At 61.8% G+C, this 21,270-nt stretch carries 21 protein-coding genes and 1 pseudogene; 13 read left to right on the top strand and 9 right to left on the bottom strand.

Going from position 1 to position 21,270, the window contains the following annotated elements; translation table 11 throughout:
* Positions 1-74 precede the first annotated feature (74 nt).
* From PYR71_RS19765 to PYR71_RS19740, 6 genes are all read left to right on the top strand, one after another.
* Positions 75-1,649 (top strand): sugar ABC transporter ATP-binding protein, encoded by a 1,575-nt coding sequence (locus PYR71_RS19765; protein ID WP_275620561.1) that lies wholly within the window; start codon positions 75-77, stop codon positions 1,647-1,649.
* Complete coding sequence (locus PYR71_RS19760; RefSeq protein ID WP_275620560.1) at positions 1,649-2,659, top strand: ABC transporter permease; 1,011 nt, start codon at positions 1,649-1,651, stop codon at positions 2,657-2,659. Before PYR71_RS19765 ends, PYR71_RS19760 begins: the two co-directional genes overlap by 1 nt.
* A 101-nt stretch (positions 2,660-2,760) precedes the next feature.
* Positions 2,761-3,684 (top strand): sugar ABC transporter substrate-binding protein, encoded by a 924-nt coding sequence (locus tag PYR71_RS19755; RefSeq protein ID WP_275620559.1) that lies wholly within the window; start codon positions 2,761-2,763, stop codon positions 3,682-3,684.
* A gap of 107 nt (positions 3,685-3,791) precedes the next feature.
* Entirely contained in the window at positions 3,792-4,796 is a 1,005-nt protein-coding gene (locus PYR71_RS19750) for a Gfo/Idh/MocA family oxidoreductase (protein WP_275620558.1), read from the top strand.
* Positions 4,793-5,752, top strand: a complete 960-nt coding sequence (locus PYR71_RS19745; RefSeq protein WP_275620557.1) for a sugar phosphate isomerase/epimerase family protein — start codon at positions 4,793-4,795, stop codon at positions 5,750-5,752. Before PYR71_RS19750 ends, PYR71_RS19745 begins: the two co-directional genes overlap by 4 nt.
* A gap of 103 nt (positions 5,753-5,855) precedes the next feature.
* Entirely contained in the window at positions 5,856-6,140 is a 285-nt protein-coding gene (locus tag PYR71_RS19740) for a MurR/RpiR family transcriptional regulator (protein ID WP_275620668.1), read from the top strand.
* Positions 6,141-6,192: 52 nt separating this feature from the next.
* On the opposite strand, the gene PYR71_RS19735 is transcribed toward PYR71_RS19740, so the two are convergent.
* Complete coding sequence (locus PYR71_RS19735) at positions 6,193-6,828, bottom strand: LysE family translocator (protein WP_183915450.1); 636 nt, start codon at positions 6,826-6,828, stop codon at positions 6,193-6,195.
* A 130-nt stretch (positions 6,829-6,958) separates the two neighbouring features.
* Here PYR71_RS19735 and PYR71_RS19730 point away from each other — a divergent pair, with 130 nt between their 5' ends.
* Positions 6,959-7,651: a helix-turn-helix transcriptional regulator gene (locus PYR71_RS19730; RefSeq protein WP_275620556.1), complete on the top strand. Its 693-nt coding sequence runs from the start codon at positions 6,959-6,961 to the stop codon at positions 7,649-7,651.
* A 396-nt stretch (positions 7,652-8,047) separates the two neighbouring features.
* Here the strand turns inward: PYR71_RS19730 and PYR71_RS19725 are convergent, their stop codons facing one another.
* Both PYR71_RS19725 and PYR71_RS19720 read right to left on the bottom strand, forming a co-directional pair.
* Complete coding sequence (locus tag PYR71_RS19725) at positions 8,048-8,893, bottom strand: metallophosphoesterase (protein ID WP_275620555.1); 846 nt, start codon at positions 8,891-8,893, stop codon at positions 8,048-8,050.
* A 137-nt stretch (positions 8,894-9,030) separates the two neighbouring features.
* The gene (locus tag PYR71_RS19720) at positions 9,031-9,633 is read right to left on the bottom strand and encodes a superoxide dismutase (RefSeq protein ID WP_275620554.1); all 603 of its coding nucleotides are present in this window, start codon (positions 9,631-9,633) and stop codon (positions 9,031-9,033) included.
* A gap of 213 nt (positions 9,634-9,846) precedes the next feature.
* On the opposite strand from PYR71_RS19720, the gene PYR71_RS19715 reads away from it, so the two are divergent.
* The 3 genes from PYR71_RS19715 (at position 9,847) to PYR71_RS19705 (ending at position 11,813) form a co-directional block, all read left to right on the top strand.
* Positions 9,847-10,173, top strand: coding sequence for a hypothetical protein (locus PYR71_RS19715; RefSeq protein WP_275620553.1), 327 nt, complete (start codon positions 9,847-9,849; stop codon positions 10,171-10,173).
* Positions 10,174-10,368: 195 nt separating this feature from the next.
* Positions 10,369-11,022 (top strand): class I SAM-dependent methyltransferase, encoded by a 654-nt coding sequence (locus PYR71_RS19710; RefSeq protein WP_183919762.1) that lies wholly within the window; start codon positions 10,369-10,371, stop codon positions 11,020-11,022.
* Between the two features lie 59 nt (positions 11,023-11,081).
* On the top strand, positions 11,082-11,813 hold the full coding sequence (locus PYR71_RS19705) for a sulfite exporter TauE/SafE family protein (protein ID WP_183919764.1): 732 nt from the start codon (positions 11,082-11,084) through the stop codon (positions 11,811-11,813).
* Positions 11,814-11,824: 11 nt separating this feature from the next.
* On the opposite strand, the gene PYR71_RS19700 is transcribed toward PYR71_RS19705, so the two are convergent.
* Positions 11,825-12,166, bottom strand: a complete 342-nt coding sequence (locus PYR71_RS19700) for a nuclear transport factor 2 family protein (RefSeq protein ID WP_183919766.1) — start codon at positions 12,164-12,166, stop codon at positions 11,825-11,827.
* 113 nt (positions 12,167-12,279) lie between these two features.
* Here PYR71_RS19700 and PYR71_RS19695 point away from each other — a divergent pair, with 113 nt between their 5' ends.
* Positions 12,280-13,554 (top strand): MFS transporter, encoded by a 1,275-nt coding sequence (locus PYR71_RS19695; protein ID WP_183919768.1) that lies wholly within the window; start codon positions 12,280-12,282, stop codon positions 13,552-13,554.
* Here PYR71_RS19695 and PYR71_RS19690 read toward each other — a convergent pair.
* The gene (locus tag PYR71_RS19690) at positions 13,516-14,133 is read right to left on the bottom strand and encodes a TetR/AcrR family transcriptional regulator (RefSeq protein WP_183919770.1); all 618 of its coding nucleotides are present in this window, start codon (positions 14,131-14,133) and stop codon (positions 13,516-13,518) included. The genes PYR71_RS19695 and PYR71_RS19690 overlap by 39 nt on opposite strands.
* Positions 14,134-14,250: 117 nt before the next feature.
* Here PYR71_RS19690 and PYR71_RS19685 point away from each other — a divergent pair, with 117 nt between their 5' ends.
* Complete coding sequence (locus PYR71_RS19685; RefSeq protein WP_275620552.1) at positions 14,251-14,934, top strand: glutathione S-transferase N-terminal domain-containing protein; 684 nt, start codon at positions 14,251-14,253, stop codon at positions 14,932-14,934.
* Positions 14,935-14,941: 7 nt separating this feature from the next.
* Here PYR71_RS19685 and nadE read toward each other — a convergent pair whose 3' ends face one another.
* From nadE to PYR71_RS19665, 4 genes and pseudogenes are all read right to left on the bottom strand, one after another.
* Positions 14,942-15,775 (bottom strand): NAD(+) synthase, encoded by an 834-nt coding sequence (gene nadE, locus PYR71_RS19680; RefSeq protein ID WP_275620551.1) that lies wholly within the window; start codon positions 15,773-15,775, stop codon positions 14,942-14,944.
* A gap of 102 nt (positions 15,776-15,877) precedes the next feature.
* Complete coding sequence (locus PYR71_RS19675) at positions 15,878-17,083, bottom strand: adenylate/guanylate cyclase domain-containing protein (RefSeq protein WP_275620550.1); 1,206 nt, start codon at positions 17,081-17,083, stop codon at positions 15,878-15,880.
* A 23-nt stretch (positions 17,084-17,106) separates the two neighbouring features.
* Positions 17,107-18,725: pseudogene (locus PYR71_RS19670) on the bottom strand (DHA2 family efflux MFS transporter permease subunit).
* 72 nt (positions 18,726-18,797) lie between these two features.
* A complete protein-coding gene (locus tag PYR71_RS19665) occupies positions 18,798-19,994 on the bottom strand; it encodes an HlyD family secretion protein (RefSeq protein WP_275620549.1) in 1,197 nt (398 codons plus the stop codon).
* Positions 19,995-20,130: 136 nt separating this feature from the next.
* On the opposite strand from PYR71_RS19665, the gene PYR71_RS19660 reads away from it, so the two are divergent.
* On the top strand, positions 20,131-21,033 hold the full coding sequence (locus tag PYR71_RS19660) for a LysR family transcriptional regulator (RefSeq protein WP_275620548.1): 903 nt from the start codon (positions 20,131-20,133) through the stop codon (positions 21,031-21,033).
* Positions 21,034-21,270 lie beyond the last annotated feature (237 nt).

Here is a 21,270-nt window from a genome sequence, read left to right as displayed (position 1 = left end):
GATTTCATCTTCCAGCAAAAGCCAGTTTGGCAGGAGGGCTTGGGAGAGCTCTCTCATCTGGAGGAAATACTCTCATGTCTGCGACCTTGCAAAAGGCGGCGCCGCTTTCGGGCGGCGAAGGCCGTCGCACGCCTACCGATAACGGAGCCGGCTTCGTTCTTGAAATGCGCTCAATCACCAAGGCCTTCCCTGGTGTTCTCGCGCTCGATGGCATGAGCCTGAAGGTTCGTGCCGGTACCGTCCATGTCCTCGTCGGGGAGAATGGCGCGGGCAAGTCGACGCTCATGAAGATCCTGAGCGGCATCTACGCGATCGATGGCGGAGAGATCTTTTTCAGGGGCGAAAAGCTTGATCATCAGAGCGCTGCGTCCGCGCTGGAGCGAGGGATCTCGATGATCCACCAGGAACTCAGCCCGGTGCTCGACATGACCATCGCCGAAAACATCTTTCTCGGCCGCGAACCCACTTATAGCAGGACGGGTGTTTTGTCCCGATTCGTCGATTTCGATCGCATGAACTCGGACACCCAGGCGCTCCTTGATCGCCTGGGCCTGACATACAGCCCCCAAACCAAGATGCGCGAGCTGTCCATCGCTGCGATGCAACTGATCGAGATCGTCAAGGCGATTTCGCGCGAGGCCTCTCTGGTGATCATGGATGAACCGACGTCGGCGATCAGCGATACGGAAGTCGCGATGCTCTTCAGGCAGATCGCAGACCTGAAAGCGGCAGGCGTCGCGATCATCTACATCACCCACAAGATGGACGAGATCTTCCAGATCGCCGACGACATTACGGTGATGCGTGATGGCCAGTTCGTCGCTGCCGCCCCGGCGAGCGAATACGGGCCGGCAAAGCTGATTTCGCAGATGGTCGGCCGCACGATCTCCAGTATCTTTCCGAAAGAAGAAGTGCCGATCGGCGATATCGTCCTTTCCGTCGAGAACCTCTCTCGTGACGGCTGCTTCGAAGATGTCAGCTTCGAGGTGCGTGCCGGCGAGATCATCGGCCTTTCCGGGCTGATCGGCGCCGGGCGGACGGAGGTCGCCCGGGTGATCTTCGGCCTGGACGCGGCGGACGCGGGCGTCGTCCGCCTGAACGGAAAACCGCTAAAGCTCAGGTCGCCAAAGGACGCCATTGCCGCCGGTATCGCCATGGTCTCGGAAGACCGAAAGGCGGAAGGCCTGGTGCTTTGCCGGTCCGTCGGCGAGAACATCTCGCTCGCGAACCTCAAAAAATTCGCATCCAACCTCTTCATCAGCGAGCGGCAGGAAGAGACAGCCGCCCAGCGCATGATCAAGATGCTCCAGATCAAGACGCCCGACACGGCAATGATCGTGGAGAACCTCAGCGGCGGCAATCAACAGAAAATCGTTCTCGCCAAGTGGCTGCTGGGTGATCTGAAGCTGCTCATTCTCGATGAACCCACACGCGGCATCGACGTCGGGTCCAAATCCGAAATTCACCGACTGATGACCGAGTTCGCTCGTCAGGGGCTCGCGATCATCATGATCTCATCCGAGCTGCCCGAGATCCTCGGCATGAGCGATCGCGTGGTGGTGATGAGCGAAGGCCGGGTCACCGGCGAACTGACAACAGACGAGGCCACTCAGGAAAACATCATGCGCCTCGCCACGGGAGGACATTGATGAGTATCGAACGCGCAGACGCGGCCGTTAAACGAGAAGACCACGGCATTCCAGGCTCTCGGAACATGCGCTTTTCCCAGATCTACCGGAAGTACGGCACGCTCCTCATCTTCGCCGGAATCTGCATCCTCGCCTCGATTTTGAGCCCGACGTTCCTGACGGAAGCCAACCTGACCAATGTCTTGCGTCAGGTCGTCGTGGTGAGCCTTCTCGCATGCGGCGTCACCTTTATCATCATTCTGGGACATATCGACGTATCGCTGGGATCTGTTCTCGCGCTCTGTGGTGTCATCGCCGCGAGCGTGATGGCAATCACCGGCAGCGTCATCCTCGCGGTCGTCGCCGGCGTAGCAGTCGGCATGGTGACCGGCATCATCAATGGCTTCGTCATCACCTTTTTCCGTATCCCGTCGTTCATCATGACATTGGCAATGACGACGGTCGCACGCGGCGCAGTGCTGCTTTATACGGGTGGCTCGCCCGTGACGGGCTTGGGCGAGTTCAGAGTGATCGGGCAAGGCTCGCTTGGGCCAGTACCGATCTCCGTGCTCATCCTCGCGATCGTCATCGTCCTCTCCTGGATTCTGCTCAACAAGACCAAGTTCGGCCGGTACGTCTATGCGGTCGGCGGCAATGAGCGTGCCGCTCGAGCTTCCGGCATCAATCCGGACAGCATCGTGGTGAAGGCCTTCATCTTCAACGGCATTCTGTGCGCCGTCGCAGGCATCGTCCTCATGTCTCGCATCAATTCCGGTCAGCCGGCCGGCGGCGTCGGCTATGAATTCGACGCGATCACCGCGGTGGTCGTCGGCGGCACCAGCCTGATGGGCGGCACCGGAACCATTACCGGGACAATCATCGGCTCGATGATCATCGGCGTCATCAACAACATGCTCAATCTCATGAATGTCAGCTCGTACTGGCAGCAGATCATCAAGGGTCTGATCATCGCGATCGCCGTGATCCTCGATGTCTGGACCAAGTCTGCCCGCAGCAAGAAGAAGGCATGACCGATGTTCTTCGGCGGGCTAGCGCCTGCTTCCGAACCACCTCTTTGTCGGCGGGGATTTCCCGCATCCGGAATGAACCTGAAACTCAATGGGAGGACCCTATGAAAGCCATTTCCAAACTCGCTCTCGCCTGCGCCATATCCCTTGCCGCCGTCTCCACCGGCGCCGCATTTGCCGCAGACAAATTCGTCGTCGGTTACGCCAACATGGCGGATACGGATGTCTTCGTCATGGCGCGCAAGAATGCCTTCATCGAAGCGTCGAAATCCGATCCGGCAGTCGAAGTGAACTTCTCCGACGCCAACAACGACGTCAGCAAGCAACTCGATCAGATCGACAACTTCATAGCGCAGAAAGTCAACGCGATCGTGGTCGTGCCGGTTGACTATCAGGGCATCGTACCGGGCGTCGAAAAGGCGAACCAGGCTGGCATTCCCGTCATCGCTCTCGGCATCCAATCGGCAGGCGGCAAATACACGTTCGTCGGCTCGAAGAACATTGATGCCGGCCGTCTTCAGGGCGAATTCATGAAAGAACACCTGCCCAAGGGCGCCAAGATCCTCTACCTCGAAGGCACGCCGGGGCTTTCACACACGCAGGAGCGCAAGAAGGGCTTCGAGGATGCGCACGGCCGCTCCGACGTAACCACCCTCGCCAGTCTCTCGGCAAACTACGACCGGGCTGAAGGCATGAAGGTTACGGAAGATTGGATCCAGAGCTTTCCGAAGTTCGATGCAATTGTCGCGGCCAACGACCAGATGGCGCTCGGCGCGCTGGAAGCACTCCAGGGTGCCGACCGCCTCAAGGGTGTGATGATCTCCGGTGTCGATGGCACGGCCGATGCTCTGAATGCGATTAAGGCGGGCACCATGTCGCAGACCATCTTCCAGGACGCCGCAGGCCAGGCGAAGGCCGCCTTCGAGGTCGTGGAAGGCCTGAAGAAGGGGGAGGATGCGCCGGCCGAAAAGCTGGTGCCGTTCGCTTCGATCACCAAGGACAATGTTAATCAATACGCAAAGAAGTAAGCCCTCCCAAGGGTGCGTGCCGGGTGGGGTTCCCGGCACGCATTTCACACGAGGAGGCGCAATGCTTGCCGCAAATCGCTGGTTCTCAAACGACAGGAAATATCGAAATGACAGTAAGGATCGCCGTCATCGGGGCAGGACTGATGGGAGCCGATCATGCGAAGATCGTCGCGGAAGATCTGCCGGGGGCGAGCCTCCAGGTCGTTTGCGACATGGATGCGGACCGCGCCCGGAAGGTGGCGGACGCCCACAGCGCTCACGATGTCGATTCTGACCCCGACCGGGTCGCCGCTCGTCCTGATGTGGACGCAGTGATCATCGCAAGCCCCGATTTCACGCATGCACCCCTGTCGCTGTCCTGCATAAGAGCCGGCAAACGGGCTCTTTGTGAGAAGCCGCTGTCGCAGTCCTCGAACGAATGCCTGGAGATCATGAAGGCGGAAGAAGCCGCGGGATCGAAGTTCATAATGCTCGGCTTCATGCGCCGCTTCGATCAATCCTATGTCGAAATGAAGCGGGCTCTGGCGCATGGGGCAATTGGCCGCCCCCTGATGATGCACAACTTTCATCGCAATGTCGCGACACCCGCGTCGGACTTCACCGGAGCGATGGCGATCACCAATTCCGCCCCGCACGAATTCGATGTCGTCCGACATGTCCTCGACACCGAATACGTCTCGATCTCCGCCTTCCAGCCGAAGCGCTCCGACGCGCTGGTCGCACCGGTCTATATGGTGCTCGAAACCGCCGATGATCAATTGGTCAATATCGAGATCAACAACAACGCGGCCTACGGATACGACGTCCGCGCGGAATTGGTGGGCGAGAAGGCGACCATCGCCATGAACGCCATCAACTACACCCGCGTCGACCGGGAGCTCGGCCAGAGCACAAGCTACGAAGCGGATTGGCGCGGCCGCTACGCCGAAGCCTATCGCCGCCAGAACCGCGCGTTCGTTCGGTTCGTCGAAACCGGAGTGTTCCCGCACATCGCGTCGAGCAGTTGGGACGGATACTGCGCCGCAAGGGTCGCCGAAGCCGGCGTCAGAGCCTTGAACGACGGCCGCAAAATCCCCGTCGAAATGATTGCCAAACCGGAGTTTTACGCATGAAGCTTGGATTCGTATCAGACAGCCTTGGCAGCCTGTCCTTCGAAGCGATGCTGGATCACGCTCAAAGGCTGGGCGTCTCGGGCGTCGAGGTCAATACCTGCGGCTGGTCTACGGCGCCGCATTTCACTCTGTCGACAATCCTTCGGGAAAAGAGCGCGCAAAAATCGTTCCTGGGAGCCTTCGCCGACCGCGAACTGGAAGTGATCAGCCTGAACGCCAACGGAAATCCCCTGCATCCGACCGATCTTGCCCAGGGGCAGGGTCTTGAGGATACGATCCGTGCAGCGGGCGCGCTGGGCATCAAGACCGTCTGCGCGATGTCGGGACTTCCAGCCGGGAATGCCACCGATACGATGCCGAACTGGGTGGTCTCCTCGTGGCCGCCGGAGACGCAGGCGATCCTTCGCTACCAGTGGGAGGAGAAGCTCCTCCCATACTGGACCAAGATTGTGGCGCTGGCGAAAGATCACGGTGTGGAACACATCGCGCTGGAACTGCACGGCAATCAGTGCGTCTACAATGTCCCTTCGCTGCTGAAGCTGCGCGAAGCGGTTGGCCCGGTCGTCGGCGCTAACCTGGACCCGTCGCATCTCTTCTGGATGGGTGCCGATCCTCTTGTCGCCGCAGAAGCGCTCGGCGAGGCCCTATACCACGTTCATGCCAAGGATACCCTCCTCAATACGGCGAAACAGGCCGTCACAAGCCTTTTGGAAAACGGCAGCCTGATGAACATCCCGGCGCGCAGCTGGTCCTACATAACGCTGGGATTTGGCCATGGCGAAGAATGGTGGCGACAGTTCTGCTACAGGCTGAAGATGGCCGGTTACGACGGCTGGCTCTCGATAGAGCATGAGGATGTGCTTCTGAACAGCCTCGAATGGCTGGAGAAGTCCGTCTCCCTTCTACAAGGCGTAATGCCGGTCGCTGCCAGCGATTTCAGGCTGCAAGCGATTTAGTCGGAGCGAAACGCGTCCACTTCGCGCATCTCATGTGAGGCGCCACCTCTGGGCAGGCTTCGACCGAGATTGCGTGAAGGGGGCTCTTTTGAAGGCGTTTGCAATGCTAAAGGATCGGAACTCTCCTCCCTCAACACTGCAAGAACTGAAGCACCAGATCGCCCGCAGGCAGCTGGTGTTTCCCGTCAGCCTTGAACGGGTCGCAAGGGAGATCCTGGAAAGACCTGACATAACGGCCTTTGAAAGTGCTGCCGCGGTTGCGCGCAGGTGCCGCGTTTCTCCTGCAACGGTCCATCGGCTTGTACGGCACATCGGGTTCGAGACATTCGGTGAGTTTCGCGCAATGATCAGACAACATCTCTGCAGCACTGCCGCAAGCCATCACTGAAGATGCAGCGACGGTGCTCGGCGATCGGGCTGAAGTGGCAGGACTTCAAGGCTCAGGCGCTTTTCCAACCCTGCCAGAGGCTAAGCGCTGATACCGCGACCAGGAGCAGCCCGGCGCAGCGGCCGACAAAGGCCGTGGCGTCGGGATTGGCGACGAGAAGATCGCGGCTGCGGCCGGCGGTCATCGCCAGCGTGCCGTATATGGCGAACTGGGTCGCGATCGTCATGGCGCCCATGATCAGGCCCTGCATCCAGACCGGGCCATATTCCGGTTTCAGGAACTGCGGATAGACGGCGAACATGAAGATATAGGCCTTGGGATTGACCAGACAGGTGACGGCGCCCTGGCGGAAGGCGCGCCAGCCGGAGCGCGCCGTGCTCGGCCCCACCGCCTCGACGGTGATCGAGCTGCGCATCAGCGAAATGCCGATCCAGATCATATAAGCAACACCGGCAAAGAGCAGCACATTGAACAGCTGCGGGAGCATGGTGACGAGCAGACCGACGCCGGCCGCACCATAGGCCGAATGCACGGCGCCGCCGGCCATGATGCCGCCGGTCGCGGCCAGTCCACGCCTGATGCCGCCGGTCAGCGAATTGGCGAGCACGAAGAGCATGTCCATGCCCGGCACGATGATGATCCCGAAGAGAAGCGTGAAGAAGAGCCAGAGATTTTCATGGTAGTTCATGTCAGTTGTCACCTTGTCGCTGCATGGGTCACTTTGAAAGACCCTGATTGATTTCAATCCGATAGGCGGCTCTATACGCAAACCCAACTGACAGTGTATTGTCAGGAGCGTAAGGGATGGGAGAGGCAAAATGCGCAAGGCCTCGCGGCTTTTCGAGATCATTCAGATCCTGCGGCTCGCCAGAAAACCGATGACGGCGGCTGCGTTGGCCGAGACGCTCGAAGTGACGGTGCGATCGATCTATCGCGACATCGCCGCCCTCCAGGCGATGCGCGTGCCGATCGAGGGCGGGCGCGGCATCGGCTATATCATGCGGCCCGGCTTCGACCTGCCGCCGCTGATGTTTTCGATCGAGGAGATGGAGGCGATCGTACTGTCTCTGGCGCTGCTCGAACGCACCGCCGACGAGGAGCTGAAGAAGGCGGCGCGCCGGGTCAACCAGAAGATCGCCGGGGCCGTGCCGGCACCGCTGCGCCAGGCAATGGACACCAAGGCGCTTTATGCCTGGGGCTCGACCGCGCAACCGGCCGGCTTCGATCTTGCAATCGTGCGCCGGGCGATCCGCGACGAACGCAAGCTGATGCTCGCCTACCGCGACGAACTCGGCCGCGGAAGCGAGCGGACGATCCAGCCGATCGCGCTGATCTACTATTCGCAGACCGCCAATATCGTCGCCTGGTGCGAGTTGCGCCAGGCGATCCGCAATTTCCGCAGCGACCGGGTGGAGCACTGCACGGCAGCCGAGGATTTCTTCAAGGGTGACGGCGACAGGCTGCGGGAACTCTGGACGAGTGGCTGGGCGGAGAAGGCTGTGGCGGGGTGATGGACAGGCGTTTGTGCGAACAAGCCTGACAGCGCTTGAGGCACGAGCAGGAGGTCAATGTCATGCGACTCCAGAGAGCGTCTTTCACAGGCTTCAGCACCAGGCTCCTGACACGCCGGACCCAGCGGACTGCCGACCGTTGCCCCAGCCTCCGTCATCCTCGGGCTTGACCCGAGGATCCACGCCGACCTCCAGCAGCAGCAGGCATGGATCCTCGGCTCAAGGCCGAGGATGACGGAGGATGAGGTTGCGTTCCGACAAACTCACCGTTGGCGGGTTGGGCGCTTCTTCGGAGAGACACCCCGAATATCTCGGTCAATTTCTGTTATAAAGCCGGTAAAGGCCGACCATAACGTAAGGAGGAGTTGGCCAACTTCTATCGGCAGTCCACCCCGCCTAATAAACCAGCGTCCGACTCTCTTCCCGGTCGAAGCCGCGGATTTCGAGACGATCGGGGTAGACTTCGACGATGGCGAAGGCGTTTTCGCTTTCGGTATCGACCACGCCCTTGAAATTGACGAAGTGGCAGGCGCCGGCCATGCCGTAATTGCCGACGTGGTCGTGACCGTTGAGGTAGGCGACGACGTTGTCGTGCGAGGCGAGCAGCGCGACGATGCGCTCGCTATCCCACATGCCATGTTCACTGGGCGGATGCACGGGATAGTGATTCATGACGATCACCTTTTCGCCCGCCTCGCTCGCTAGCGCGATTTCATCGGCCAGCCAGGCGAACTGCGCGTCGCTCAGCGCGGCATTCCAGCGATGCGCATTCCTGGCGCCGTTCTCCTCCAGTTCGGCCAGCATTTCAGCAGCAAGGGCGCGATTTGGATGGCCTTCGGGCGGCGCGAAGGTGCTGACTTCATTGCCGTCGAGCACGATGAAGCGCCAGCCGTGGCGGGAGAAACTGTAATAGGGCGACGGCATGCCGAGACGTGTGGCGACTTCGGACAGATGCCCCGCTGAGACGGAGAAATCGTGGTTGCCGAGCAGGAAGAGCGCCTCGTGCCTAAGCTTCTCATAGACCGGCAGGATATCGTCGAAGCTTGAAAAGCTGCGGTCGATGACATCGCCGAGCGTCATGACGAAGCTCAAATCTTCGCCGTTGAAGATCTCGATCGCCTCGGCGACCTTGGCGAGGCTGTTGGCGTAGTAGCGGTTCATTGCCGCATGCGGAGGGATGGCCGCATATTGCGGATCGGCCATGATGCCGAAGCGGAACAGGGGAAGGGCGGACGAGGACATGGGGCGTGATTAGGTTCGGCCGGTAACAAGGATGTGACGACGGATATGAAAACGAACACCCGGCGTTCGGGGAGAACGCCGGGTGCAAGATCAACGAGGCCGAGACATCGCCGCGGAAGGCGGCAAGTCGGTGCCGCCTACTTCGTGGCTTCTTCGTAGCGTTCGAGGACGTAGTCCCAGTTGATCAGGCTGTCGATGAAGGCTTCGAGATATTTGGGGCGGGCGTTGCGATAGTCGATGTAATAGGAGTGTTCCCAGACGTCGACGCCGAGGATCGGGGTGGCGCCGTGGACGAGCGGGTTTTCGCCGTTCGGGGTCTTGGAGATTTCGAGCTTGCCGTTCTTGACGGAAACCCAGGCCCAGCCGGAGCCGAACTGGGTGGCGCCGGCATTGGCGAAATCGGCCTTGAACTTGTCGTAGCCGCCGAGATCGGAGGTGAAAGCCGATTCGAGCTTGCCCGGCAGCTTGTTGCCGCCGCCACCCTTCTTCATCCACTTCCAGAAATGGATGTGGTTGTAGTGCTGGGCGGCGTTGTTGAAGAGGCCGGCATTGGTGCCGAAGGACTTCTTCACGACGTCTTCGAGCGAAAGATCCGAAAGGCCGGCTTCGGCGGCGAGCTTGTTGCCGTTGTCGACATAGGCCTTATGGTGCTTGTCGTGGTGAAACTCCAGCGTTTCCTTCGACATGAAGGGGGCAAGGGCTTCGTAATCATAGGGAAGTTCAGGCAATTCGAAAGCCATGTCAGATCTCCTCTTGGCAATAGATTGCGTCATCGGCAGGTGAGGCGGAACATAGGAGGGGAACGGGGGAGAGGCAACCGGCGAAATATCAAAAAACGACCGGCCGGAGGAAAATTTGCCTCAGTTTCAGAGCTGACATCGCACGCGCAAATCGCCTGACATACCCGCCCGGAAAACGGCCTCGAGCGCAATGCTCAACAAGGGAGATCCGATATGAACAGGAATATAATCCAGCTTCCGGCCGCAGCCGCGCTTGCTTGTCTCGCCGGCGCGACCCATGCCTCCTCCGACGAGGCCTGGCAGCAGTTCGCGGCCGATGTGGAGGCCAAATGCAGGAAGGCGGCAGTCGCGCTCGAGAAGCCTGCCGTCAGCGTCGATCCTTTCGGCAGCGCCCATTACGGGCTCGCTCTGGTGACGGGAAAGCCGAAAGGCGCCAAGGGGCTTGTCGCCCAGATCTGCGTCTATGACAAGCAGGAGAAGTCGGTCGAGATCGGTAGTGCGATGGATGTCAAGAAGCTTGGATTGGCGCCGGCCAAATAGCCGGCCGCGGTCACGATTTGCGACTCCAGTTGCATCCGGGCGGAACCCAAGACCACCCTTAGGAGTTGACGTTCCGGGTTTTTAGAGCGCCGCGCGTCTGTGAGAGGCGCCGAGGCGCTCTATGTTTGTGATAAATGCATGATCCTTTTATAAAATTGATTCCGATTCTTGGGGTTGTGCGCAGGAGGCATAGGCATGTCGGAACTTCGCAACCGGGCGGAAGATCAGCAGAAAATCTATCAGCGCTGGGCGCCGATCTATGACCGCGTCTACCGCGGCATCCTGCGCGACGGCCACCGCAAGCTTGCCGCCCTTGCCGCTGCGGCCGGCACCGACATTTTGGAAATCGGCGTTGGCACCGGTCTGACGCTCGCCCACTATCCCAGCCGCTGCCGGGTGACGGGCATCGACATTTCCGAACATATGATTGCGCGTGCGCGCGAAAAGGTGCGCAGCGAAAACCTGCGGCATGTGCAGGCACTCGAAGTGATGGACGCGCATGCGCTGGGCTTTGCCGACCAGTCCTTCGACGTCGTTTGCCTGCCTTTCGTCATCACGCTCATCCCCGATCCCGAGCGGGCGCTCGACGAGTGCGCCCGGGTGCTGCGGCCGGGCGGTGAGATCATCCTGGCCAGCAAGCTCGGCGACGGCGCCGGCCTGCAGGGCGCGATCGAGGCGGCGGTGGCGCCGCTGGTGCGGCACATCGGCTGGTCCTCCGCCTTCCGCATCAACCGCATCCTCGCCTGGGCCGAGCGTCGCGGCGACTTTTCCGCGAACGATATCTTGCCGGTCTTTCCAAACGGCTTTTTCAAGATCGTCCGGCTGAAGCAGCGCGGACTTTCGGCCTGAGGTCAAAAGTTTCTCACGCGTCGCCGATTCTGATGCTACTGTTCGCCTGAGGGGACTGCATGACATCGGATATCTTCTTTTTCATCGCCGTCGGCTTCTGTGCGCAGATCGTCGACGGTGCGCTCGGCATGGCGTTCGGCGTGCTGTCGACGACGAGCCTTCTCGCCTTCGGCCTGCCTGCTGCCAATGCCAGCGCCATGACGCATGTGACGGAAATGTTCACGACGGCCGCTTCCGGCCTGTCGCATGCCTATCACCGCAATGTCGACTGGCGGCTGGTGGCGCGGCTGGCGCCTGCTGGCATGATCGGCGGCGCGATCGGCGCCTATCTGCTGGCCAATATCAACGGCAAGGTGATCGAGCCCTTCGTGTCGGCCTATCTGATGGCGATCGGCCTGCTGATACTCTACAAGGCCTTTCGCCCGCCAACCAGGCGTGAAGTGCGCGACTGGGCGGTGCCGCCTGTCGGGTTTTGCGGCGGCATGCTCGATGCGATCGGCGGCGGCGGATGGGGACCAGTCGTCACCAGCACGCTCGTCGGGCGCGGCCATGATTTGAAACGGGTGATCGGCTCGACCAATTTCACCGAATTTGCGGTAACGCTGACGATTTCGCTGACCTTCATCCTGACGCTCGGTTGGTCGGAGCTCAATTCGGCGATCGGCCTGATAATCGGCGGCGTCGTCGCCGCCCCTTTCGGCGCGATCCTGGTCAAGCGGCTGCCGGTGCGGGCCCTGATGGTGGCGGTCTCCATGGTGATCATCACAACATCGGCCATGCGGATCTTCTAACTGCGCCGAGCCTACAGATTCCGGCCGAAATAGACCTCCACCGAGGCGATCTTACCGCCGCGGAAACGCAGGCTCTCCATATTGTGGAAGCTTGTGCCGTCCAGTTTTTCGACGCGGTAGCGAACAGCCGCCTCATCGCCATCGACCGCCAGGAACTCGATGTCGATACGGCGGAACAACGGCTCCTTCGGCCAGCAGCGCTCGAAATAGGCAGCCCGGTCGATATGGTCGTCACGCGGACTGGAAAATGTGAAATCCTCCGTCAGCATGGTGCCGACTTTATCCTTGCGGTCTTCGAGATAGGCGGCGTAGAGATCACGGACGGTCTGCTGCCTCGTGCGCATATCGTTCATGGCAATCCTCCGATTAACCGGTTGCATCACGCAATCGGTATGCTCTAGCACATTTACCCTAGATGATCCAGTTTCGGCGCAATTGTGCCCCGTGGTCGACGCCGAGGCAGGGAATGACCGATATGAAAATGGATGCGGCGAGCGTTAAGGCAGGCTCGATCTACTGGAAGCGCAACCTTGCGATCTCGCTGATCGGCTCCTTCACGACGATCGTGGCAATGACGCTGCTACTTCCCTTCTTGCCACTCTACGTCGAGGAACTCGGCGTCAGCGACCATGCGGCAATCGTGCAATGGTCCGGCATTGCCTACGGCGCCACCTTCCTGGCTGCCGCTCTCGTCGCGCCCCTCTGGGGACGGCTCGGCGACATCTACGGCCGCAAGCTGATGCTGGTGCGTGCCAGCCTCGGCATGACGCTGGCGATCTCGCTGATGGGCCTGGCCGGCAATGTCTGGCAGTTGGTGGCGCTGCGGCTCTTCGTCGGGCTTGCGGGCGGCTACTCCTCCGGCTCGATGGTGCTGGTGGCGACGCAGACGCCGAAGGATCGCTCGGCCTGGGCTCTCGGCGTGCTCTCCTCCGGCATCATGGCCGGCAATCTCGTCGGGCCGCTCCTTGGCGGAGTGCTGCCGCCGATCATCGGCATCCGCGGCACGTTTCTCGCCGCCGGCGGCATGATCTTCCTCGCCTTTCTCGCCACGACCCTGCTGATCAAGGAGGAAAAATCGCAGGCCCGCAAACAGGCGGCCAAGGCGAGCGGCGGTTGGAAATCCATCGCCGACAAGCGGCCTGTGATCGCCATGCTGGCAACCGGCATGCTTCTGATGCTCGCCAATATGTCGATCGAGCCGATCATCACCGTCTATGTCGCGCAGATCGTGCCCATCGCAACGCAGGTGACGATGATCTCGGGCCTCGTCATGTCGGCGGCCGCCCTCGGCAGCATACTTTCCGCCTCCTGGCTCGGCAGGTTGGCCGACAGGATCGGCCATTGGTCGGTCATTGCGGGCGCGCTCGCCGCCGCCGGGCTGCTTCTGGTCCCACAGGCCTTCGTCACCAGTTCCTGGCAGCTGATCATCCTGCGCTTCCTGATGGGGGCTGCCCTTGGCGGGCTGCTGCCCTGCATCGCCGCCGTCATCCGCCACAGCGTGCCGGACAGTGCGGCCGGCAGCATTCTTGGCCTCTCCGTCTCCTCGCAATATGTCGGCCAGGTGGCCGGCCCCGTCCTTGGCGGCTTCGTCGGCGGGCATATCGGCATGCGGGCGGTTTTCCTTGGCACCTCGGTGCTGCTCCTTGCCGGTGCCGCCTACGCCTGGATGGTGCGCCCTGGAACGATTGACGCCGGGTCGAGATCAGCGCCGGGCGCTGCCGCAGATCAGCTCGACGCCTGAGCGGGCGATCGCCTCGAGCATCTCTCGGCTGTCGCCGGCGCGGGCGCGCACCGCGAGCGAATGCATGACGGCGGAAGCAAGCCTTGCCAGCATTTGCGGATCGGTTTCCGCGGGAAGTTCACCCCTTTCCACGGCAAGGCGCATGCGCTTTTCGATTTCGCCGTCGAAATCGCTGAGGCTGCGGCCGAGCACCTCGCGAACCCGTTCACGCTCGACCGCTTCGACGGTCGCCGTGCCGATCAGCAGACAACCGCGGGCGGCGGTTTCGCCATGCAAATAGATATCCAACGCGCCGGCGTAGACGCGGGCGAGATTATCGCGCAGCGGCAGTGACGGATCGAGCGCCTGGGCCAGCGTATCCATGCCGTCCTGCCGATAACCCTCCAAAGTATCGAGATAGAGATCCTCCTTGTCGCCGAAGGCGCCGTAGAGGCTCGGGCGGTTGAGGTTGGTCGCCGCGCTGAGATTGTCGAGCGAGGCGGCGGCAAAACCTCTGTCCCAGAAGACGTCCCGCGCCTTGGCGAGCGTTGCCTTGGCGTCGAAGGCCCTCGGGCGGCCACGCTTCTTCTCATTCTTCATATTTTGTACTGCTTCGCATTAAATTTCTTGACGAAGGTTATTTTATGCGAAACAGTACAGAAGTTCAATGATATCGAACAGGCGGCGCCGACCGCCTGCATGAGAGAGGAAATCGCCATGAAACTCTATATGAACGCCGCGGCCTGCTCGCTTTCACCGCATATCGTCTGCCGGGAGCTGGGGCTTGATATCGAGCTCGTCGAAGTCGACCGGAAGACCCACCGGACGAGCGACGGCAGGGACTATCTTGCCATCAACGGCAACGGCTATGTGCCCGCGCTGATGCTCGACGACGGCAAGGTGCTGACCGAAGGACCGGCGATCGCGCAGTTCCTCGCCGACAGCGTCCCGCAAGGCGCCGCGATGCTGCCGGAGGTCGGCAACCTCAGACGCAACGAGGTGCAATCCTATCTGAATTTCATATCCGCAGAACTGCACAAGCCGATGGTGCTGCTGTTCGAGCCGGCTTATGCCAGCGTGCATGAGCGGATCCGCGCTCAGGTCTCGAAGCGCCTTTCCTGGCTGAGCGGCCGTTTTGCCGGACCCTATCTGACCGGCGAGGCCTTCACTGTGGCGGACGCCTATCTCTTTGTCTGCCTGAACTGGTCGCCCTGGACGGAGATCAATCTCAAGCAATGGCCGCCGCTGCACGGCTTCATGGCCCGCGTGGCGGCCCGCCCGAAGGTGCGCGAAGCATTGCGGGCCGAAGATCTCGAGGCCTTCGATGCCGACGGTGTGTATTTTGCGCCGAATGCCTATCTCGCCTCGTCGGACTGGACGCGCGTGCCGGTGCAGCCTTAAACGCTCCTCAGAGCGCGTTGGCGGCTACCGGCAGCGCGCGTTTATGGGCGGTGGCGCGATAGGCGGCGAGAATACGGCGGCGGGCGATCTCGCCGACCGGCCGGCCTTCGAGAAAATCGTCGATCTCGTCATAGCTGACGCCATAGGCCTCCTCGTCGGGGCGCAGCGGCCGCTGGTCTTCCAGATCGGCGGTCGGTACCTTGAAGATGAGCTCGTCGGGGGCGCCGAGCCGCTTTGCCAAGAGGCGGACGCGGCGTTTGTTGAGGCCGGCAAGCGGCAGGATATCGGCGGCACCGTCGCCGAATTTCGTGAAGAAGCCCATGACTGCTTCGGCCGCATGATCGGTGCCGATGACGAGGCCGCCAAGCGCGCCGGCCAAAGCGAACTGGGCGATCATCCGTTGGCGGGCCTTGATGTTGCCGAGGATGAAATCCTGCCGGCCGGCATCGGCGAAGGCAAGACCGCCATCCTGAGCGGCGGCCAGCATCGCATCCGTCGCCGCCTTGATGTTGACCACCATCGAGCGGTCGGGACCGATCGTTGCAAGCGCCCTCTCCGCATCGGCCTCATCAGCCTGGACTCCGTAGGGAAGACGCACGGCAATGAATTCGGCCGCATGGCCGCCGTCACGCAACTCGCGCACGGCCTTCTGAGCCAGCAAAGCCGCCGTCAGCGAATCGACGCCGCCGCTGATGCCGAGGACGTAGCCGCGCATGCGCGAGCCGACGAGATAATCCTTGAGGAAAGCGGTTCGCCGTTCGATCTCTCGCTCAGGATCGATATCGGCGGCGACACCCAGTTCGCGGATGATCTCGCCTTGTTCGTCGAACAGCACGGTCATAAGCTCCTCCTCCCCGCTTGCGGAATTCCGGCGCCACTATGGCGAAAAGATGGGGGAAGACGAAGCCGTTTCGGGCAGACCTGCCATGCATGCACCGCACACCTACCGCACGATCGTAAACAGCTCCGCCGGATCGGCAAACCCTTTCAGCCTATGCGCCCCGACCGACAGCACATCCCCTGCCCCGGCGTCCCGACGGAACGGTGCCGACATCAGCAAGGCCTCTCCCAGTTCGCCGCAGGCGGTCTGGATGCGGCTGACCAGGTTGACGTCGCGGCCGATCAGGGTGAAGTCGAGGCGGCGGCCGGAACCGATATTGCCGTAGCTGACTTCGCCGTAATGCAGGGCGATGCCGGCCTTCACGCCGATACCTTCATATTGGAAATGGTCGATCTCATCGAACATGGCGCGGGCTGCCGCAAGAGCAGCGCCGCAGGAATGGGCCGCGTCATAGCCGGGGAAGAAGGCGAGCACGGCGTCGCCCATGAATTTCAGCAGTTCGCCGCCCTCGCGGGTGATGGCCGGCACGATCCTGTCGAAATAGGCGTTGAGCATGCCGAGCACGGTGCTGCCGGGCAGCCGGTTCGACAGCTCGGTGAAGCCGCGCAGATCGCAGAGCAGCAGGGCTGCCTCCATCGATTCGATCTCACCCCGGCGGATGCGTCCGGCCAGAATCCGGCTTGCCGTCAGCGGACCGATATAGGTATCGAGCAGGCTGAGCTCGACCTGGCGAAGAATGCGCAGCTCGCTGGTGTTGCGCAGCGCCGGCAGGATGCGCTCGATCACTTGGCGCTCCGAGACGGTGAAACCGCCCGGCCGCCTGGTGCCGAAGACGGCGGCGCTGACCGGGCCGTCGACATTGCAGAGAGGCGCGATGACGAGCTGCATCAGGCCGCGATCGGCAAAGACATCGATATGCTGCCAGCGGCCATGGACGCTTTCGCCAGGCCCGACGATCAGCGGTTCCCTGGTTTCCATGACCTTGCGCAGCGGCGTGTTCGCAATAGCGACCCGCGCGCCATGTTCGCGGTCATGGATCTCGACCGGCTCGCCTGGCGCCCAAGCAATGGTGCGGCCGATAAACTCCGGATGCAGCGTCATCAGATGCAGGGTCATCCGATCGACCGGCAGGCCGAGCGCCTGAAGCCGGCGGCCGAGGCCGGAGACGAGGCCGGCTTCATCGAGCGCGTGGCATTCGTCGCCGGAAAGCCACTCGATGATCGAGAGCAGCGCGCCTGTGCTGACGGCATGACCAGTGGCCTTTGGCTGAAATCGGTCGAGATCGGGAGCATGGATTGCTGAGGTCATGGAGTTCTCCTCCCGGAGACGGGTTAGTGGGCGCCACCGCCGGCGAGCTGACCGGCTTTTTCAGCAGCAGGCTTGCCAGCAGGGCGACGACGAGGGCGACGCCAAGCAGGAAGAAGGTGTCACTGAAGGCCATGATATTGGCCTGCCTGCGTATCTTGAGCGCGATGGCGACGACGGCCTTGTGGCTGGCGAGCGCCTGATCGCTGACGCCGTGGCTCATGAAGTAGCCGGTCAGCCTGGCAATGCGATCGCGAGTGGCTTCCTCGAATACCGAGACCGAATGCGTCAGGATGTTCGAATGGAACTGTTCGCGCTTCGACAGGAAGGTCTGCAGCGAGGCGATGCCGACCGCGCCGCCCAGATTGCGCATCATGTTGAAGAGCGCCGAAGCCGAACCGGCATTTTCCTTCTCGATGCCTGATGTGGCGATCGCCGACAGCGGCGTGAAGACCAGCGCCTGGCCGACGGCGCGGACGATGTTCGGCCAGAAGAGCTGGTCGCTTGCATAGTCGCCGGTCATGTGGACGTTCATGAAATTCGAGGCGGCGAAGAGGGCAAAGCCGATAACGATCAGCAGCCGGACGTCGAACCCTTTCATTAGGCGAGGCACCAGCGGGATCAGCAGTAGCTGCGGAATGCCGGTCCACGCGAGAACCATGCCGATCTGCTCGGAATTGTAGCTCTGGATGCGAGTGAGATAGATCGGCAGCACGAAGACCGAACCGTAAAGCGCGATGCCGAGCAGGAAGTTGGCGACGATGCCGAAACCGAAATTGCGGCGCAGCAGCAGGCGCAGGTTCAACAGCGGCTGGGCCGTTCTCAGCTCGATGACGATGAACAGGCTCAGCGAGACGGCGGCGATAACGGACAGGCGGAGGATGAAATCGGAGCCGAACCAGTCTTCCTTGTTGCCCTCTTCCAGCACGGTCTGCAGGGCCGCGAGGCCGATCGCCATGGTGATGATGCCTGGCCAGTCGCCCTTGGACAGCAGCTTCAGGTTCATCGGCGCCCGATCGAGCGAGGCCCAGAGCAAGCCGACCATCAGCGCGCCGGGCACCAGGTTGACGTAGAAGATATGTTCCCAGCCCCAGTTTTCGGTGAGATAACCGCCGATCGTCGGCCCGATGGCCGGTGCGAAGGTGGCCGACAGGGCAAAGAGCGCCAGGCCGATCGGCTGCTTGGCCTTGGGCAGCAACGTGATGATGATGGTGAAGGCCATTGGGATCAACACGCCGCCGGAAAAGCCCTGAATGGCGCGCAGGATGATCATCTGCTGCAGGTTGGCCGCGAAGGCGCAGGCGACCGAGAAGATCAGGAAGAGAATGGCGTTCGCCAGCAGATAGTTGCGCAGCGAAAAGACCCGCGCCAACCAGCCGCTGAGCGGAATGACGACGATCTCGGCGATCAGGTAGGAGGTCGAGATCCAGCCGCCGTCATCCGTGCCGGCGCCGATGGCGCCCTGGATATCGGCAAGCGAGGCATTGACGATCTGGATGTTGAGGACCGCCATGAAGGCGCCGAGCGTCGAGCCGACGACAGCCGACCACATGCGAAGCGCGCTCATGGCGGCAGGTGTGGCGGGCGCTGCTGCGGCGGGGCGCGCAAGCGAATTGCCGTTTGCGGCGATCTGAAGAGTGGCCATGACCTGTCTCCTTCCAGCTGGTGCGGAAACTTTCCGATGATGGGGTTCGGCGATCTTTCGGAACGAGAAGGATTATCCGGAGGCCCGGGAAGCCTCGCTCTGGGCAGCCTTGGTATCGACTTCGGGCTCGACCGACATGCCCGAGCGCAGCAGTCCGCTCAAGGCCTCGTCGTCGATGACGATCTTGACGGGGATGCGCTGGACGATCTTGGTGAAGTTGCCGGTGGCGTTGTCAGGCGGCAGCAGCGAGAATTCGAGACCGCTTGCCGGCGAAACGCTGTCGACATGACCCTTGATCGATATATCGGGAAAACTGTCGACCTTGATCTCGACCGACTGGCCGGGACGGACATAGGTCAGCTGCGTTTCCTTGAAATTGGCGACGACATAGACTGCGTGCAGCGGCACGACGGCCATCAACTGGGTGCCTGAAGTGACATACTGGCCGACGCGGATCGAGCGGGCGCCGACCGTGCCGTCGACGGCGGCGACGATGTCGGTGTAAGACAGGTTGAGTTCGGCCTGGTGGGCAGCCGCGGCCGCCCGGTCGCGCTCGGCAACCGCCTGTTCGCGTTGGCTCCGGAGCACCGGCACCTTGTTTTCAGCCGCGACGAGGGCCGCCCGGTCGCGCTCGACGGCGGCAGCCGCCTGGTCACGGGCCGACTGGGTCTGTTCGGCGCGCGACTGGGTGCCGGCACCGCTGGTGATGAGGCGGGCCGAACGCGCGGCGTCGGAGACGGCAAAATCGAGCGAGGCCTGCGAGGCGTCGATCGTCGCCCTGGCCTGCCCGATGACCGACTGCTGCAGGGCGATCTGGGCATCGATATTGGTGATGGCGGCCTCGGCCGCCTTCAGATCGGCTCTCGCCTGCGAGAGTGCGGCCTGGAAATCGCGGTCGTCGATGCGGGCAAGCACCTGGCCTGCTTTGACCACGTCGTTGTCGTTGACCAGCACCTGCCTGACATAGCCGGCGACCTTCGGGGCGACGGTGGTGTAATCGGCCTTCACATAGGCATCGTCGGTGGATTCGATGAAGCGGCCGACGGTCCAGTAGCGGTGGCCGAAATCACCCGCGAAAGCGACGCCGGCAAGCAGCGCGGCGGCGATGACGGCGCGCTTGACGATGCTGCGGCCGGTCTTTTCAGGCGCTGCGATAACCGGGGTTTCGGCAGCGGGCATCGCAGGCGCCTGGGCGGCCGGCGCCTCGGCCAAAATCCGCTCGGCCTCTCCGGCAATTTCGAAATCCTGCTTGCGGGGTAGTTCGACCATCGTCTCTTCCTTCGTCTGGCGCCCCGTTTCGGCGAGGCTTGTTCGATGCGAGGGAAGATGCGCTCTGCCATTCACTTTGATAATCTGCTTATATCGGGAGGGATCATCAACTCTCAGCGGATAATCCGAGGGCGATATGGATCGGCTGACAAGCCTTGCAGTCTTCGGCCGGGTGGTGGAATGCGGCGGTTTTTCCGCTGCCGCGCGCCGGCTCAACATGTCCGTCACCATGGTCGGCAATCATGTGCAATCGCTGGAGGAGCGGCTCGGTGTCAGGCTGCTCAACCGCACGACGCGCAAGGTCAGCCTCACCGAAACCGGCAAATATTATTATGAGCGCTCGTCGCAGATCCTCGCCGAACTCGATGAGGCGGACCGCACGGCGAGCGCGCTGAGCACGACACCTCGCGGCACGCTGAAGGTCTATACCAGCGGCGCCATCGTGCGTTTCCTGCTGCCTGTGGTGAGCGAGTTCATGGAGCTTTATCCGTCGATCTCGCTCGATTTCAGCGTCGGCGAAGGGATGGTCGACATGATCGAGGATGGCTACGATCTGGTGATGCGCACCGTGCCGCCGCCGGACTCCTCGCTCATCGCCCGCAAGCTGACGCCCTGGCGCCATATGCTCGTCTGCTCACCGGCTTATGCCGAAAACCATCCGATGCCGACGAAGCCGGCCGAGGTTGCTGATCATAATTGCCTGCAATATGCCTATTACCCCTTTGGCGACGAATGGCGCTTCGAGGATGGCGACGGCAGCAAGGAGAGCGTCAAGATCGGCGGTAATGTCGTCTCCAACAGCGCGGAGATGCTGCGTTTCCTGACGCTGAACGGAAAAGGCATCTTCCTGGCGCCAAGCTTCGTCGTGTTCGACGACATCGCCGAAGGGCGGCTGGTGAAGATCATGCCGGACTACCGGCCGGTGGAATTCAACATCAACGCCGTCTATCCCAACCGCAGCCACCTGCCGACCAAGGTGCGGCTGTTCATCGATCTCTTGGCGGAGAGATTTGCGGAGCATCGGAAGTGGATGACGTGAGGGGCGCGGGTGTAGCCGCCCCCTCTGCCCTGCCGGGCATCTCCCCCGCAAGGGAGGAGATTGGCAGGAAGCCATGCCTCGCCTTCCATTTACGGCTCATGACGGCCCGTTGTTTAGGGAAGCCATCGCGCCCATCCGATCTCCCTCCTTGTGGCGGATGCCCGGCAGGGCAGAGGGGGTGTATCCCGATCTCAATTCTGCCGGCGGGATCGCGCCGGCCCTGCGCTTGCGCTCCGC

The sequence above is a fragment of the Rhizobium mulingense genome (assembly GCF_029194105.1).
GTDB classification, from domain to species: domain Bacteria; phylum Pseudomonadota; class Alphaproteobacteria; order Rhizobiales; family Rhizobiaceae; genus Rhizobium; species Rhizobium mulingense.
Note: the sequence above shows the minus strand (reverse complement) of the source record. Positions and strands in the feature narration are given on the sequence as shown.